Annotated in this window: 13 protein-coding genes and 1 pseudogene; 1 reads left to right on the forward strand and 13 read right to left on the reverse strand. The window is 71.9% G+C overall.

From position 1 onward, the window contains the following. Nucleotides 1-16: 16 nt before the first annotated feature. The 12 genes and pseudogenes from IE263_RS21190 to IE263_RS21245 all read right to left on the reverse strand — a co-directional run bounded on the left by IE263_RS21190 (nt 17) and on the right by IE263_RS21245 (nt 12,311). Entirely contained in the window at nt 17-1,570 is a 1,554-nt protein-coding gene (locus tag IE263_RS21190; RefSeq protein WP_189938909.1) for a glycoside hydrolase family 43 protein, read from the reverse strand. Further along, entirely contained in the window at nt 1,567-2,415 is an 849-nt protein-coding gene (locus tag IE263_RS21195; protein ID WP_189938911.1) for a DUF6807 domain-containing protein, read from the reverse strand. The genes IE263_RS21190 and IE263_RS21195 overlap by 4 nt, the downstream gene beginning before the upstream one ends. Continuing rightward, nucleotides 2,415-3,593, reverse strand: coding sequence for a Gfo/Idh/MocA family protein (locus IE263_RS21200; RefSeq protein ID WP_189938988.1), 1,179 nt, complete (start codon nt 3,591-3,593; stop codon nt 2,415-2,417). The genes IE263_RS21195 and IE263_RS21200 overlap by 1 nt, the downstream gene beginning before the upstream one ends. A gap of 32 nt (nt 3,594-3,625) precedes the next feature. Continuing rightward, nucleotides 3,626-4,918 (reverse strand): pectate lyase family protein, encoded by a 1,293-nt coding sequence (locus IE263_RS21205; protein ID WP_189938913.1) that lies wholly within the window; start codon nt 4,916-4,918, stop codon nt 3,626-3,628. After that, nucleotides 4,915-5,814, reverse strand: a complete 900-nt coding sequence (locus IE263_RS21210; RefSeq protein ID WP_189938914.1) for a carbohydrate ABC transporter permease — start codon at nt 5,812-5,814, stop codon at nt 4,915-4,917. The genes IE263_RS21205 and IE263_RS21210 overlap by 4 nt, the downstream gene beginning before the upstream one ends. Next, nucleotides 5,811-6,746 (reverse strand): carbohydrate ABC transporter permease, encoded by a 936-nt coding sequence (locus IE263_RS21215; protein WP_189938916.1) that lies wholly within the window; start codon nt 6,744-6,746, stop codon nt 5,811-5,813. The genes IE263_RS21210 and IE263_RS21215 overlap by 4 nt, the downstream gene beginning before the upstream one ends. Nucleotides 6,747-6,894: 148 nt before the next feature. Further along, nucleotides 6,895-8,637 (reverse strand): L-arabinonate dehydratase, encoded by a 1,743-nt coding sequence (gene araD, locus IE263_RS21220; RefSeq protein ID WP_189938918.1) that lies wholly within the window; start codon nt 8,635-8,637, stop codon nt 6,895-6,897. Beyond that, complete coding sequence (locus IE263_RS21225; protein ID WP_189938920.1) at nt 8,634-9,545, reverse strand: dihydrodipicolinate synthase family protein; 912 nt, start codon at nt 9,543-9,545, stop codon at nt 8,634-8,636. The genes araD and IE263_RS21225 overlap by 4 nt, the downstream gene beginning before the upstream one ends. Next, nucleotides 9,542-10,210 carry a GntR family transcriptional regulator gene (locus IE263_RS21230; RefSeq protein WP_189938922.1) on the reverse strand — a complete coding sequence of 223 codons (669 nt, stop codon included), beginning with the start codon at nt 10,208-10,210 and terminating at the stop codon, nt 9,542-9,544. Before IE263_RS21230 ends, IE263_RS21225 begins: the two co-directional genes overlap by 4 nt. 158 nt (nt 10,211-10,368) lie before the next feature. Then, the gene (locus tag IE263_RS21235) at nt 10,369-11,121 is read right to left on the reverse strand and encodes an MBL fold metallo-hydrolase (protein WP_189938924.1); all 753 of its coding nucleotides are present in this window, start codon (nt 11,119-11,121) and stop codon (nt 10,369-10,371) included. 74 nt (nt 11,122-11,195) lie between these two features. Beyond that, nucleotides 11,196-11,819, reverse strand: coding sequence for a TIGR03086 family metal-binding protein (locus IE263_RS21240; RefSeq protein WP_189938926.1), 624 nt, complete (start codon nt 11,817-11,819; stop codon nt 11,196-11,198). Between the two features lie 47 nt (nt 11,820-11,866). Then, nucleotides 11,867-12,311, reverse strand: a pseudogene (locus tag IE263_RS21245) (DUF6010 family protein). A 141-nt stretch (nt 12,312-12,452) separates the two neighbouring features. On the opposite strand from IE263_RS21245, the gene IE263_RS21250 reads away from it, so the two are divergent. After that, nucleotides 12,453-13,685 carry an MFS transporter gene (locus IE263_RS21250; RefSeq protein ID WP_189938928.1) on the forward strand — a complete coding sequence of 411 codons (1,233 nt, stop codon included), beginning with the start codon at nt 12,453-12,455 and terminating at the stop codon, nt 13,683-13,685. Here IE263_RS21250 and IE263_RS21255 read toward each other — a convergent pair. After that, nucleotides 13,622-14,794, reverse strand: coding sequence for a hypothetical protein (locus IE263_RS21255; RefSeq protein ID WP_189938930.1), 1,173 nt, complete (start codon nt 14,792-14,794; stop codon nt 13,622-13,624). The genes IE263_RS21250 and IE263_RS21255 overlap by 64 nt on opposite strands. Nucleotides 14,795-14,804: the final 10 nt, after the last annotated feature.

The raw sequence follows: 14,804 nt of genomic DNA on the forward strand, positions 1-14,804 counted from the left end.
GTACGAATGCGATGAGTCAGAGGGGTCTGATCCGGAATTCCGTGAACGTGGCCGCCCCGGCGTGCCCCGGTCCGTCGGGGGCGAGGGCGAACAGGCCCAGCAGGGCGCCGACCCAGCGCCAGGGGGTGGCGGCGAAGACGGGGCCGGAGGAGCGGAAGCCCTCGCCGAGGTCGCAGAAGAAGCGACAGCGGGCGCCGGTGCCGATCTCGATGCGGAGGCGGGCGCGTCCGTCGGGGGCCGGCCGGGGGTGGTCGGCGTCCCGTTCCTGCTCGGCCACGGCCTCAGCGAACCGGTGCACGAGGTGGACCGCTCCGTCGGCCCCGCGTTGCAGTCCGATCCAGCCGAAGGCGTCCCCGAGGACCGCCAGCCCGGCCCGCGCGCCCGGTTGCTCGCCGTGCAGTGCCAGCTCCACCTCGACGGCGGACGGGGTGCCGGGCAGCCGCTGGGTGAGCACGTTCGGCAGTTTCCGCAGGTCGTGGGCGTCGGCCGTACGGACGCAGCTCAGGCGCAGTCCGTCGCCGGAGTGCTGGGTGGCCCAGCCGTCCTGCGGGTTGGCCGTCCACTGCCACTGCCGGCCGAACCGTCCGCCGGGGAAGTCGTCGTCGGTGGCGGGCGCGGCGGGCGGCTGCTGAGGCAGGTCGGGCCTGCGGTGGACGGTGGCGGGGGCGCCGTCGTCCCCGATCACCGGCCAGCTGTCCGTTCCCCAGCGCATCGGCTGGAGATGGACGACCCGGCCGTAGGCGCCGCGCTGCTGGAAGTGCAGGAACCAGTCCTCGCCCGACGGGGTGCGCACCCAGCCGCCCTGGTGGGGGCCGTTGACGGCGGTGTCCTTCTGCTCGAGGACGATTCTCTCCTCGTAGGGGCCGAAGAAGTCCCGGGAGCGGAAGGCGCCCTGCCAGCCGGTCTCCACTCCCCCGGCGGGCGCCAGGATCCAGAACCAGCCGTCGTGGCGGTAGAGCTTGGGGCCTTCCAGGGTGAACCAGCCGGGGATGCGGTCGCCGTCCACGATCAGCTTGCCCTCGTCGAGCAGGGAGGTCCCGTCGGGGTGCATCCGGTGTCCCGTGAGGCGGTTCTTGACCCCCGCGCGGGACTTGGCCCAGGCATGGACCAGGTAGGCCTCGCCGGTCTCCTCGTCCCAGAGGGGGCAGGGGTCGATCAGGCCCTTGCCCTCCTTGAGCAGGTGCGGGCGGGTCCACGGGCCCCTGATCTCCGGGGCGTTGACCTGGAAGATGCCCTGGTCGGGGTCGCCCCAGAAGATCCAGAAGCGGTCGTCGTGGTGCCGGAGCGAGGGTGCCCAGACCCCGCAGTCGTGGCGGGGCTTCTTGAACTCGCCCGCCGGTTCCAGGCGTTCGAGGGCGTGGCCGACCAGGGTCCAGTTGACCAGGTCGCGCGAGTGCAGCAGCGGCAGGCCGGGGGCGCGGCCGAAGCTGGACGCGGTGAGGTAGAAGTCGTCGCCGACGCACACGACGTCCGGGTCGGACCAGTCGGCGTTCAGGACGGGGTTCTCGTACGTCTCGGAGGTTTCCTGCGTCCCGGAGGTTTTGTACGTCTCGGGAGTCTCGTGGGTCACTGGCTGACCGCCTTCCGTACGAGGGCCGCCGCCTCGTCGCGGCCCAGGCGGCCGTCGGCGACGACGGTGACGATGCGGCGGACGGCGGTGTCGCCGGGGGCGATCGCCAGCCGTTCCTCGGACGCCAGGGAGGAGCCGACGCCCGGGTACTCGGCGGTGCGGACGAACCAGGGGTCGCGGCGGGTGGTGTCGGTGGCGCCCGCGAAGACCAGCGTCCAGCCGGCGCCGGCCAGGGCGAGCCAGTCGGCACGGTGGCCGTGGATCTCCGCCTCGCCCTCGGTGCCGGCGGTGAAGACGTCCGGGGCCCGGTCCTCCTTGCGGGCGCGCCAGAAGAAGCCGCCGTAGGCCGCGCCGGGGCGTCCGTTGGTGGCGGGGCTGCCGATGGTCACCGGGTCCGGGGTGACGTTGGTGAGGGAGAAGGTGAAGTCCAACGCCCAGGCTGTGTCGGTGAGTTCGGTAGCCGCAACCGTACGGCGCTCGCGCAGCAGCTCGGCCCCGGCGGCGACCCAGCGCAGCTCCTCCACGAAGCCGTCGGGGTCGCGCAGCTGGAACCCGGTGTGCCGCTGGGCGCCGTGGTTGTCGAGCTCGGTCGGGCCCTGGTCGCGGACGAAGGTGCGTCCGCCCCAGAAGTTGTGCCCCTCGACGTCGGGAACGGCGACACCGACGCCGAGGTGGTGTGTGTGGTCGGCGGGGCTGAGCTCGGTGACCACCGTGCCGGCCAGGGTGGTGACGGGGTGCAGACAGGGGCGCGGGGAGAGCCGGGCGGGCAGCTCGGGCCGGGTGACGTAGCGGCCGACGGGGCGGCCCGCGACGCGCAGGACGACCGGTGAGTCGGGTGCCGTCATCAGGTGCTCACCTCTTTCGGATGCGCGGTCGGGGACGCCCAGGGGGCGCCCAGTTCGGAGAAGAGGGCGAGGGTGTCGGCGGCGGCCGCGACCAGCCCGTCGACGCCGGGGACGACCCGGCGGTCCTCGTCGGGCAGCAGGTGCCAGGCGTCCTCGGGCAACCGCACCGGGTCGGGGGCGACCCGGATCGCCTCGACGACCCGCATGAACGCCTCGGTCGCGGTCGGCGGGACGAGCAGCTCGGCCCCGTCGGTGAGGTGGTCGACGAGGTTCTCCAGCAGGTCGGTACGGCCGTACTCGAACTCCTCGGGGCCGTGGTCGGCGCGCTGGAGCAGGACGCGGTCCTGCTTGTACCAGAAGGTGATCCGGCCGCGGCTGCCGTGGACCAGGACGTACGGGTCGTCCGGGTCCACGGCGCACAGGGTCGCGGCGACGGTCACCGGGAGGCCCGCGGTGGTCGTGACGCGGACGCAGGAGGTGTCGTCGGACTCGATCGCGTTGGCGTGCGCCAGTTCGGTCTCGATGCCGCCGACGTCCTCGGCGCGGGTGGCGCCGGCCAGTGCGAGGGCGGTGGCGACGGCGTGCGCGAGCGGGTTGGTGAGGGCGCCGTCGATCACGTCGACCCCGTTCAGCCGCCGCTTCCCGGCCCAGGGCGCCCGACGGTAGTAGGCCTCCGCGCGCGCCCAGGCGCCGGCCCCGCCGACTCCGGCGATCTCGCCGATCACCCCGTCGTCGATCAGCCGGCGGATCGCGGGCAGCGCGTGCGAGCCCAGCGACTGGAAGCCGATCTGACAGACCACGCCCGCCTCGGCGACCCCGTCCGCCATCCGGCGGAACTCCGTGTACGACGGCGCCGGCGGCTTCTCCAGCAGCAGGTGCACACCCTTGCGGGCCGCGGTCAGGGCCAGGTCGGTGTGGGTGGGGATCGGGGTGCAGATGACGGCGATCCGGGCGCCGGTGGCATCGAGCAGCGCGCCGAAGTCGGCGGACTGCTCGGGCGTGCCCAGGCCCTCCGGGATCTCGTCCGGGGTGAGCGGGGTCAGCTCGCAGATGCCCGCGAGGTGGACGATGCCCTTGTCCTGGAGCCGGCGGATGTTGTCCAGGTGCCAGCGGCCGTGACCGCGCGCGCCGGCCAGGACGATCGGCACGGCCCCGCTGATCGGCTCGGCGGTGCTCATGGGTTCGGCGGTGCTCATGGGTTCGGCGGTGCTCATGGGATCCTCCCTGCGCCCGCGCCGCGTGCCACCTCGCGGTCGGCCACCGCGGCGCTGTCGATCTTTGTGTGCAGGTTAGGTGTCCAGCCGACGTCCGCCGTGAGATCACGCTCGCTGCCGGAGTTGTAGGCGTTGTGGATGGCGAGAAGGTCGACCGGATAGCCGTTGAAGAGGGTGCCGGTCTGGTGCAGTGCGGTGCCGTTCCAGCTCTTGACCAGGTCGGCGACCTCCACATGACCCGGGGTGGTGAAGGCGTTGTTCTCGGCGTAGATCCCGGACTCGGTGGAGACGCCCAGGGAGTAGCGGTAGTCGGCGTCGTCCTCGTCGACCACGTACCGGTTGTTGTAGAGGTGCACCTGTCCGAAGCGGACGCGGGGTGCGCGCTGGACGACGGACTCGAAGGTGTTGTGGTGCAGGGTGACCCGCAGCCTGCCCCGGTCGCCGGTGGCCGTGTCGCCGTTGCCGATCAGGATCGCCTTGTCGTGGTCGGCGAACCGGCTCCAGGAGACGGTGACCAGGTCGGAGCCGTTGGTGATGTCCAGCAGGCCGTCGTGGCGGAGGTAGTTGCGGGCGAACCAGGTGGGCTCGGCCGCGTCCGGGTGACCCTTGTCGGAGGCGGTGACGTGGTCGATCCACACGTGTGTCGCGCCGGCCAGCCAGATGTTGTCGTACGCCGTCTTCCAGTCGCCGAGGCCGCCGGTGTTGGGCTGCCAGACGGGGAAGCAGTCGTAGGCGTCGCGCAGGTCGAGGTTGCGGAGGATGACGTTGTCCGCGTCCTTGACCTGGAGACTGGCGCCCTTGAGGACGGCGCCCTTGCCCAGGCCGACGATGGTGGTGTGGGAGCCGACGCGCAGGACGACCCGCTCGGCCTGCTTCGCCGCCGACGCCTGGCGGGCCTCCTCCTGCGGGCCGCTGGGCTTGGCCGAGCCCCAGGTGCGGGGATCGTAGGCGGCCAGGTACTTCTTGAGGTTGTAGCCGTCGGTGGCGTAGTCGGCGCAGTCCAGGTGCTCGCCGTCGTCGTCGGTGTTGGCGTCGATCGTCCCGGCGATCTTGATGATCTTCGGGGTGTCGCTGCCGTTGTCCAGGGCGCGGACCAGGCCGGCGCGGTCGGTGACCGTGTACACGTGCGCGTCGTCGGCGGCCGCGCCTCCGGTGGTGCTGGTGCCGTACGACGCCCAGCCGTCGTTCGCGGGAAGGGTGTCGCGGCTGACGTCGCGGGCCTCGGCGTGCGCGGGGACGCACAGGAGAGCCAGTGTTCCTGCCACCGCTCCGATGTGACGTGCCCTCATCCCTTCACCGCCCCCGCGCTGAAGCCCGTGATCAGCCACTTCTGGATGAAGGCGAAGACGAGCACGACGGGGACGGCCGCGATGATGCCGCCCGCGGCGAGCGCGCCGAGGTCGACGCTGTCCGCGCTCATCAGGGTGTTGAGGCCGACGGGGATGGTCTGCTTGTCCTGGTTGTTCAGGAACATCAGGGCGAACAGGAAGTGGTTCCAGGAGTGGACGAAGGCGAAGGAGCCGACGGCGATCAGACCGGGCCGCAGCAGCGGCAGCACGACGATCCGGAAGGCCGTCATGCGGTTGCAGCCGTCGACCCAGGCCGCCTCCTCCAGCGAGTACGGCACGTTCTTGATGAAGTTGCTGATCAGGATCATCGACAGCGGCAACTGGAAGACGGTCTCCGCGATGATGACGCTGCCCAGCGAGTTGATCATCTGCAGCTCGGCGAAGATCTCGAACAGCGGGACCAGGAGCAGCGCGCCCGGCACGAACTGGGAGCAGAGCAGGGCCAGCATGAAGGCCTGCTTGATCTTGAAGTCGAACCGGGCGAGGGCGTAGCCGCCGGCCAGGGCGACGACGGTCGTCATCACCAGGGTGGCGAGGCCGACAAGCAGGCTGTTCTGGAAGTAGGTGCCGAAGCTGCGCTCCGTCCACACCTTCTCGAAGTGGTCGAAGGTGATCGGCCAGGGCACGAGCGAGGTCGAGCCGGCCGGGCGCAGGGCGAAGAGCAGGATCCAGTAGAAGGGGATCAGGGTGAAGACGAGGTAGATCGACAGGGGCAGGTAGATCTGCCAGCGCGGGACCTCGTCCCAGGAGCGGTTCCTCCTGCGCGGCCGCGGGTCGGTCGCGGTGGGGGCGCTCACGGGCGTGGGCGCCGCCTCGGTGGCCTCCTTGGTGATCACTTGGCCTCACTTCCGAACTTGCTCAGCCGCAGATAGACCATCGAGCAGAAGAGCAGGATCACGAACGCGACCGTGGTCAGGGCGGACGCGTAGCCGAAGTTGTGGGCGTCGACGGAGGTGTTGGCGATGTAGAGCGGGAGGGTCGTGGTCTCGCCCGCCGGGCCACCGCCGGTCAGCGTGTAGAGCAGGTCGACGTTGTTGAACTCCCACACCGCGCGCAGCAGCGTGGACAGGATGATCGCGTCCTTCAGGTGCGGCAGCGTGATGTGCCAGAACTGCTTGAAGCGGCTGGCCCCGTCGACCTCGGCGGCCTCGTACAGGTCCTTCGAGACGGACTGCAGGTCGGCGAGGATGAGGATCGCGAAGAAGGGGACACCGCGCCACAGGTCGGCGACGATCGCCGCCGGGAACACCGTGGAGGTGTCCGACAGCCAGCTGGTGCCGTAGGAGCCGATGCCCATGTCGGCGAGGTAACGGGTGATGCCCGTCTGGGAGTTGTAGAGCAGCACCCAGATCGCGGAGGTCAGCACGCCGGAGACGGCCCACGGGGAGAAGACCAGGGCGCGTCCCAGCGCCCGGCCCACGAAGGTCTGGTTGACGATCAGCGCCAGCGCCAGACCGAACAGCAGCTGCAGCCCGACCTCGACGAAGACCCACTTGGCGCTGAAGGTCAGCGTGTCCCAGAAGACCGGGTCGTCGGTGAAGGCGTGGACGAAGTTGTCGAAGCCCGCGTAGCCGTTCCGCCACGGCTTGGTGGGATTGTAGTTCTGCAGGCTGTAGTAGAAGACGCTGATGACCGGGTAGGCGATGAAGCCCAGCATGAGCAGGGCCGCCGGGGCGATCAGCAGGTACGGGAGCCTGCGCGGCGTGGCGGAGGCACGGCGCCGCCGGGGTGGCGCGGGCGGTTTCGCCACGGCTGCGGCTTGGGCCATGACTGTTCTCCGTTCTGGTACGTCATGCGTGCGTCGTGCGTGCGTCGTGCGTTGTCGTGCGTCGTCGTACGGGAAGCGCTTTCTCTCTGCGCAGGGGTCTGTGCGGTCTCTCTCTGCGCAGGGGGCTGCGCGGTCGTGCTGCTGCGGCTCAGCCGGCGTACGGGTCCTGCACCTTGCCCGGCCGGGCCAGGAACTCGAAGTCGCAGCCCGTGTCGGCCTGGGTGATCTGTTCGTTGTAGAGCGCGCCGTAGCCGCGCTCGTACCGGGTGGGCGGCGGCGTCCACTCCGCCCTCCGCCGCTCCAACTCCTCGTCGTCCACGTGGAGGTGGAGAGAGCGGGCCTCGACGTCGAGGGTGATCGAGTCCCCCGTGCGCACGAGAGCCAGGGGTCCGCCGATGTACGACTCGGGCGCCACGTGCAGCACGCAGGCGCCGTAACTCGTGCCGCTCATCCGGGCGTCGGAGATCCGGACCATGTCCCGCACGCCCTGCTTGAGCAGGTGGTCGGGGAGGGGGAGCATGCCGTACTCGGGCATGCCCGGGCCGCCCTTGGGGCCGGCGTTGCGCAGGACGAGCACACTGTCGGCGGTGATGTTCAGCGCCGGGTCGTTGATGGTCCGCTGCATCGTCCTGTAGTCGTCGAAGACGACCGCGGGACCGGTGTGCTTGAGCAGGTGCTGCTCGGCCGCGATGTGCTTGATGACGGCACCGTCCGGGCAGAGGTTGCCGCGCAGCACGGCCACCCCGCCCTCGCTCGCGACCGGGTTGTCCCGGGGCCGGATGACGTCGTCGTTGTGCACCTGCGCGCCGGCGATCTGTTCGCGCAGGGTGTCGTGGGAGACCGTCGGCCGGTCCAGGTGGAGCAGGTCCGGGATCCGGGAGAGGAATCCGGGCAGGCCGCCGGCGAAGTGGAAGTCCTCCATGAGGTACTTCTGGCCGCCGGGGCGGACGTTGGCGAGGACGGGGACCGTGCGGGCGATGCGGTCGAAGTCGTCGAGGGTGAGCTTGACGCCGGCGCGGCCCGCCATGGCGATCAGGTGGATGACGGCGTTGGTGGAGCCGCCGAGGCCGAGGACGGTCGTCACCGCGTCCTCGAAGGCGTCACGGGTGAGGATCTCCGAGAGGATCCGCCCCTTGTGGACTTGTTCAACGATCCTCATGCCCGCCGCGGCGGCCATCCGATCGTGTCCGGAGTCCACGGCGGGAATGCTCGACGCACCCGGCACCGTCACCCCCAGCACCTCCGCCGCGGCGGTCAGCGTGGACGCCGTCCCCATCGTCATGCAGTGACCGGGCGAGCGGGCGAGGCCGTTCTCCAGCTCGGCCATCTCGCAGTCGCCGATGAGGCCGGCCCGCTTGTCGTCCCAGTACTTCCACATGTCGGTGCCGGAGCCGAGGACCTCGTTGCGCCAGTGGCCGGGCAGCATGGGACCGGCGGGCACGAAGACGGCCGGGAGGTCGGCGGAGGCCGCTCCCATGAGCAGGGCGGGCGTGGTCTTGTCGCAGCCGCCCATGAGCACGGCCCCGTCGACCGGGTAGGAGCGCAGCAGCTCCTCGGTCTCCATCGCGAGCATGTTGCGGTAGAGCATCGGGGTCGGCTTCTGGAAGGTCTCGCTGAGGGTGGAGACCGGGAACTCCAGCGGGAAGCCGCCCGCCTGCCACACCCCGCGCTTCACGGCCTGGGCGCGGTCGCGCAGGTGGACGTGGCAGGGGTTGATGTCCGACCAGGTGTTGAGGATCGCGATGACGGGCTTGCCGAGGTGCTCCTCGGGGAGGTAGCCGAGCTGGCGGGTGCGGGCGCGGTGGCTGAAGGAGCGCAGGCCCTCGGTGCCGTACCACTGGTGGCTTCTGAGCTCTTCGGGGCGCTTGCGCTGCTGAGGCGTGTCGGTCATATGGACCACCCGGCGGCGATGGCGGCGACCTCCGCGCGCTCGCCCTCGGGCAGCGGCCGGCTCGGCGGGCGGACCTCGCGGCGGCACAGTCCGAGGGAGGCGAGGGCCTCCTTGACGACGGTGACGTTGTTGGCGGAGCCGTTGGCGGCGCGCAGTTCCTCGAAGCGGCGGATCTGCTCCCAGACCTTCATGGCGGCCGGATAGTCACCGGATCGAAGCGCTTCGATCATGTTCAGCGAAACGGCCGGGGCGACGTTCACCAGGCCCGAGGTGAAGCCGGTGGCACCCGCGGAGAAGTAGGAGGGGGCGTACGGTTCGGCGAGGCCGGCGACCCAGACGAACCGTTCCAGCCCGGCGTCGCGGGCGAAGGCGGCGAAGCGGGCGGCGTCCGGGACGGCGTACTTCACACCGATCACGTTCGGGCAGGCGTCGGCGAGTTCGGCGAGGCGGACACCGGCGAGCTGCGTGTTGCGGATGTACGGGACGACGCCCAGCTCGGGCACGGACTCGGCGATGGCGCGGTGGTAGTCGACCCAGCCGCTCTGCGAGACGTAGGGGTGGACGGGCTGGTGGACCATCACCATCTGTGCGCCCAGCTCGAGGGCGTGGCGGGCGGAGGCGACGGCGGTGGGCACGTCATGACCGACCCCCACGAGGATCGTTGAACGATCGCCTGCCTCATCGATCGTCAGCTCCGTCACGAGCCGCCGCTCCTCCGGCGTGAGGGCGTAGAACTCACCGGTGTTGCCGTTGGGCGTGAGGGTGGTGATCCCGCCGTCGAGCAGACGGCGCAGCAGGGCCCGGTGGGCGTCCTGGTCGACGGAGCCGTCCTCGGCGAAGGGGGTCACCGGGATGGCCACGACATCGGCCAGGGCCGCACGTTGGGTCTCGAACGCCACGCTGCTCATTCCTGACCTTCCTGTTCCGGGGCCTCGCCCCCCGCTTCGGGGAACGCCCGCCGCACGAACGACGCGATATGGGCGTAGAGAGCGCTTGCTGCACCGTCGGCGTCGCCCGCCAGCGCGAGCCGCAGGATCTCGCGGTGTTCGCCGGCCTCCCGTTCCCAGGAGGGCGAGGCCGCCCAGGCGACGGCGGAGACCAGGGCGGCCTGGTCGCGGACCTCGTCGAGCATCCGGCCGAGCAGCGGATTGCCGCACGGCAGGTAGAGGGCGCGGTGGAACTCCCGGTTGGCCAGCGACCGTTCGGCGGTGTCGGTCGCCTCGTCGGCCCTGGTCAGCGCCGCGCGGGCGGCGTCCAGGGAGGCGCCGCGCCGCACGGCCCGCTTGAGCGCCTCGGGCTCCAGCAGCAGCCGCACGTCGTAGACCTCGCGCGCCATGTCCGCGTCCACCATGCGCACCGTGACGCCCTTGTACTGGCTCATGACGACCAGTCCGGTGCCGGCGAGCGTCTTGAGCGCCTCGCGCACCGGGGTCTTGGACACCCCGAACTGCGCGGCCAGCTCGGTCTCGACCAGCGCCTGACCCGGCGTCAACTGCCCGGTGAGGATGCGGCGTTTGATCTCCTCCAGCACGTACTGCGTGCGGGACGGGATCGGCGTGGGCACAGAGGTCATGCGCGCCTCTCGGATGTCGCGTAGCTCATGTCGCGTATCTGATCTCGCGTATCGCGTCTCATATATGACGTACGAAGTACGACGCGTTGAAGGTAGGAGGGGCCCCGTGTTTCGTCAATGCTTCTGACAAAGGAAGTTGAGGTTGCGCTGAGGGGCAGTCAGAGCGAGACGGTGGCACCTTCGACCGCGGCGCTGGTGGGACCGCCGAACGCGGCGGCGGCGCGCGCGGTCGCGGACTCCCTGGTCAGCGTGGGTCCGACGTGGGTGACGGCCAGTTCGCGCACACCGGCCTTGCGGGCGGCGTCGCCTGCGTCCTCCGGCGTCAGATGCACCTGTTCGCCTTCGCGATGCCGGTCGATGTCCGCCTCGCACAGGAACAGGTCGGCGCCCAGGGCGAGTTCGGTGAGCGCGTCGCACGGCCCGCTGTCCCCGGAGTACGCGAGGACGCTGCCCTGGCACTCGGCGCGCAACCCGTACGCCTCGGTGTCGTGCGTGACCGCGCGCGAGGTGAGCCGGAGGTTCCAGTGCCGGACGGCATGGCCGTCGTACAGCGGCCGGAAGTCCAGGACGCCGCTGAGGAACCGTACGTCCGGCCGTCCGAGGAACCCGGCCAGGCGCCGGGCGCAGTCGGTCGGCGCGTACACCGGGATCGGTGCCGGCGGGGTGAGGCCGCCGTAGGCGAACGCGTAGACGGCGGCGAGCAGATCGGCGCTGTGGTCGGCGTGCAGATGGGAGATCCAGATCGCCGTGAGCCGCCGCGGATCCGTGTGCCGCTGCAACTCCGCGAACGTCCCCGTCCCCGCGTCCACCCACACCTCCGCACCCCCGCCGCGCAACAGGTACCCGGAACAGGGGCGACCCGGGCCCGGGTGCGGGGAGGCGGTACCGAGGACGGTGAGGCTGAGGGGCATGGTGGGGAGCGTACGGTCCCCCCTTGCCGGACGTGCATGGATTACGCCCGTCTACGACGGGCTCATGCGGCCGTCTACGGCGCCTGGCCCGCCCCGTCCGCCCGTCCGGGCCGCCACCCCGGATCACGCCCGCTCAGCCCGACCGTCCGGTCGAGCAGCGGGGCGTCCTCCGGGACGGGGACGACGGGGCCGAAGATCCCGCCGCCGCGGTCGGACTCCTCGGCGGCCGCCCACAGGAACGCGTACGAGGCCCGCAGCGCCGCCGGGTCGGGGGCGTACTCCTGGCCGGTGGCCCGCGCCAGGTCCCAGCCGTGGACGACCAGCTCGTCGGCGGCGACGGCGCCCGCGACCGCGCCGGGCAGGTCGATGCCGCCCGCGCGGGTCATGCCGGTCCAGGCGTCGGGGTCCCGCCAGGCGCCGGCGAGTTCGTCGAGCACCCTGGGCAGCTCCTCGCGCCAGCCGGGCCCGACGTCCGGCACGGCGGCCTCCGGGCTGGTGTCGGTCGTGACGCCCAGGTCCTTGCGCCCGGCGTCACGGAAGGCGACGGCCAGCCCGGCCAGGTGGCCGAGCATGTTGCGCACCAGGTATTCCGGGCACGGTGTCCGATCCGCCAGTTGCTCGTCGGTCACGCCCTCGGCGAGGCGCGCCACGATCCGGGTCTGCGGTCCGAGGTCGAGAGTGGTGGTCGTGTCAGTCATACAGGGTGGACCGGTCGCGCGCCGGAAACTCATCGTGCCCGGGACACTCATCGCGCCCCGGCCGCCACCCGCCAGGTGCGCAGCAGCTCGGCCGGTGTCCGTCCCCCGGCCAGACACCACAGGGCGATCACCGGATCGCAGATCGCGCAGCCCAGGGAGGAGGTGTGGTCGAAGGGGACGATCGGGTTGCCCCTGACGTGGTGGACGGCGTCCCAGGCGGTGTGCAGCAGCCAGCCGATGCCGATGAAGGTCCACGAGTCCAGGCCCCGGTAGGCGACATAGGTGGCCACCGCGGTGAACGCGAACTCCCAGCCGCCCAGACCGCCGCCGCTGAGATGGGCGGCGCCCGCTCCGCCCACCTCCCCCAGTCTCGGCTTCGCTCGACCGGGCGGTGCCCCCATCCGCGTTCAGGCGGCGTCGGTGCGGCTCACGCACGAGGCACATGAGAAGGACGTAGAGGACCCCGATGAAGACGGGAACGACATAGATCATGGCCTCGACGCCAGGGCCGGTGCCGTACGCGCCCCAGGGGCATGACCGACGGCTTCCGACGGCTTCCCGCCGGGCCGCCGTCCGTGCCTAGGAAACCTGACCGATGCCCGCCTACCCGCCTTAGAACCACGATGACCAGGCATGATGACGAACTGGACCGTGACGCGTGTGCTGCGGGACCGCAACGCGGGGCTGTATCTGGTGGGCGTGGTGGTGTCCGCGTTCGGTACCTCCGCGCTGGGGCTGGCGGCCGGTGTGTGGGTCAAGGATCTGACCGGGTCGGACGGGCTGGCCGCGCTGTGCCTGCTGGCCGTCTGGGCGCCGACCCTGGCCGCGCCGGCGCTCGGCACGATCGCCGACCGTGTGCGCCGCAGGCCCCTGCTGATCTGGACGAACCTCGGCCTCGGCGGGCTGCTCCTCAGCCTCTTCGCCGTCGACTCCAGGGGTGACCTGTGGCTCCTGTTCGCCGTCCTGGTCGTGTACGGGGCCACTGTCGTCGTCCACGATCCCGCCGAGTCGGCCCTGCTCACCTCCGTCGTCGACCCGGACCTGCTCGGCGACTTCAACGGGCTGCGGATGACGGCCGTGGAGGGCACGAAGCTGGTGGCCCCGCTGACGGGCGCGGCCCTCTACGCAGCGCTCGGCGGGGCGACGGTCGCCCTTCTGGACGCGGTCACGTTCGCGGTGGCCGCGGGGCTGTGGATGCTCGTCCGCGTCCACGAGGAGCGGCCGGAGCGGCCCAGCGGCGGCTGGCGGGAGCAGACCGCCGAGGGGGCCCGCCACCTGTGGGCGCACCCCGGGCTGCGCCCGCTCGTGCTGGCGGGCGGCGCGACGATGCTCATGAGCGGGCTGAACGCCACCACGACCTACGCCGTCGTGGACGGCCTCGGGCACGCCCCCGCCTACACCGGCGTGCTCTACGCCGTGCAGGGCGTCGGCTCGGTGGCGGTCGGGCTGGTCTCCGGGCCTGCGCTGCGACGGCTCGGCGAGCGCCGGTTCGCGGCGGGCGGGATCGCCCTGCTGGCCGTCGCGGTGGCCGCGCGGGCGGTCCCGTCCGAGCCGGTGGCACTGGCGGGCAGCGCGGCGATCGGGCTGGGGCTGCCGTGCGTGCTGATCGCCGCGTTCACCGCCGTACAGCGCGAGACGCCAGGACCGCTCCTCGGTCGCGTGACCGCCACCGCCAACACCCTGGTCTTCACGCCGAACGTGATCGGGCTGGCCGTGGGGGCCGCGCTGGTCGAACTCGTCGACCACCGGCTGCTGCTGGTCCTGGTCGGCCTGGCGCTCCTCGCGACGAGCACCGCCCTGGCTCAGAGCACCGCGAGCGCCTCCCGCACCGCCGCCAAGTCGCCGTCCGACGCCAACCCGGCGTGATAGAGCCGGATCTCCGTGGCCCCGAGCTCACGCGCGCGGGCCGCGTCCGCCGCGAGCGTGCCCGGGCTGCCGCCCATCCCGGAGACGATGCCGAGGTTGGCGGCGAGGACGGCGCCCTCCCTGCGCTGCTCGGCGAAGGGCGTGAGCAGTCCGGGGCCGCCGGCGCAGGGCACGACCACGCCGTCCGCGACGGACAGGATGTGCGCGGGGTCGACGCCGGGGTTGGCGCCGACGTGGTAGGTCACGGGGTCGGCGTGCAGCAGGATCTGGAAGCCCTGCGGTGCGGCCGCGCGGACGGCGGCGACCGCTGCCTCCTGGAGCGTGCGGGCGGTTTCGTCGCGCCACGCGCGCGTGGCCCTCGCCGTCTCCTCCCCGAGCAGCTTCTCGACGCCCGCCCAGCCCCCGTCGTCGGGCGCCCCCTGCCACACCGGCTCCAGCGCGGTGCGTACGGCCGCCGCCAGCTCGTCGGCGTCCAGGCCCTGCGCGCCGTAGCCCTTCCGGCAGGCCGGGCAGAAGCAGAGCGCCATCAGGTACTGCCCGGCGTCCCCGAGGCCGACCCCGCCGGTCTTGTCGTGGGCGTGCAGATGCTGGAGGCCGTACCAGCCGAGGGACTCCAGCTCGGTGCCGGCCGCGCCGGGCCGTACGGCGGCCTCGGCGGCCAGGTCGACGAGGTACGCCCGCGTGGCGGGCTGCGCGATGCACGGGGCCCACGGATAGCGGTCGCCGTAGGCGTTGACGACCGAGGTGTCCGGGTGCTCGGCGCCCAGGCGGGAGTTGTGCGCGAGGACCACCCAGGAGTGCACCTCCAGGCCGGCCTCGGCGAGCGCGGCGGCGGCCTCCCCATAGGCGTCGCCGGGGGCCCAGTCTCCGGCCGGGCAGGGGCGCAGGGTGCGGCCCGCCCAGCGGCCGCCCGCCAGGTCGGTGGGGTACAGCACGGCCGCGTGTTCGGCGGTGACGATGCGGTGGCGCGGGTGGCGGGGCGTGAGGGCGCGGGTGGAGTGGTAGGCGGCGGCGAGCGTCACCTGTCGCACGCCGAGCGCGGCGATGCGGCCCGGGGCCTCCGGGTCCCCGTTGACGTCCCAGGGGTAGACGAAAGTCGACGCCTTCACTTGTCCTCCG

Origin of the sequence: Streptomyces aurantiogriseus (genome assembly GCF_014649375.1) — a bacterium.
Taxonomy (GTDB): domain Bacteria; phylum Actinomycetota; class Actinomycetes; order Streptomycetales; family Streptomycetaceae; genus Streptomyces; species Streptomyces aurantiogriseus.

Bases quoted from the DNA above. Each gene is read 5' to 3' on its own strand.
- IE263_RS21195 (WP_189938911.1), bottom strand. From the start codon at position 2,415: ATGACGGCACCCGACTCACCGGTCGTCCTGCGCGTCGCGGGCCGCCCC.
- IE263_RS21200 (WP_189938988.1), bottom strand. From the start codon at position 3,593: ATGAGCACCGCCGAGCCGATCAGCGGGGCCGTGCCGATCGTCCTGGCC.
- IE263_RS21205 (WP_189938913.1), bottom strand. From the start codon at position 4,918: ATGAGGGCACGTCACATCGGAGCGGTGGCAGGAACACTGGCTCTCCTG.
- IE263_RS21215 (WP_189938916.1), bottom strand. From the start codon at position 6,746: ATGGCCCAAGCCGCAGCCGTGGCGAAACCGCCCGCGCCACCCCGGCGG.
- araD (WP_189938918.1), bottom strand. From the start codon at position 8,637: ATGACCGACACGCCTCAGCAGCGCAAGCGCCCCGAAGAGCTCAGAAGC.
- IE263_RS21225 (WP_189938920.1), bottom strand. From the start codon at position 9,545: ATGAGCAGCGTGGCGTTCGAGACCCAACGTGCGGCCCTGGCCGATGTC.
- IE263_RS21230 (WP_189938922.1), bottom strand. From the start codon at position 10,210: ATGACCTCTGTGCCCACGCCGATCCCGTCCCGCACGCAGTACGTGCTG.
- IE263_RS21235 (WP_189938924.1), bottom strand. From the start codon at position 11,121: ATGCCCCTCAGCCTCACCGTCCTCGGTACCGCCTCCCCGCACCCGGGC.
- IE263_RS21240 (WP_189938926.1), bottom strand. From the start codon at position 11,819: ATGACTGACACGACCACCACTCTCGACCTCGGACCGCAGACCCGGATC.
- IE263_RS21250 (WP_189938928.1), top strand. From the start codon at position 12,453: ATGATGACGAACTGGACCGTGACGCGTGTGCTGCGGGACCGCAACGCG.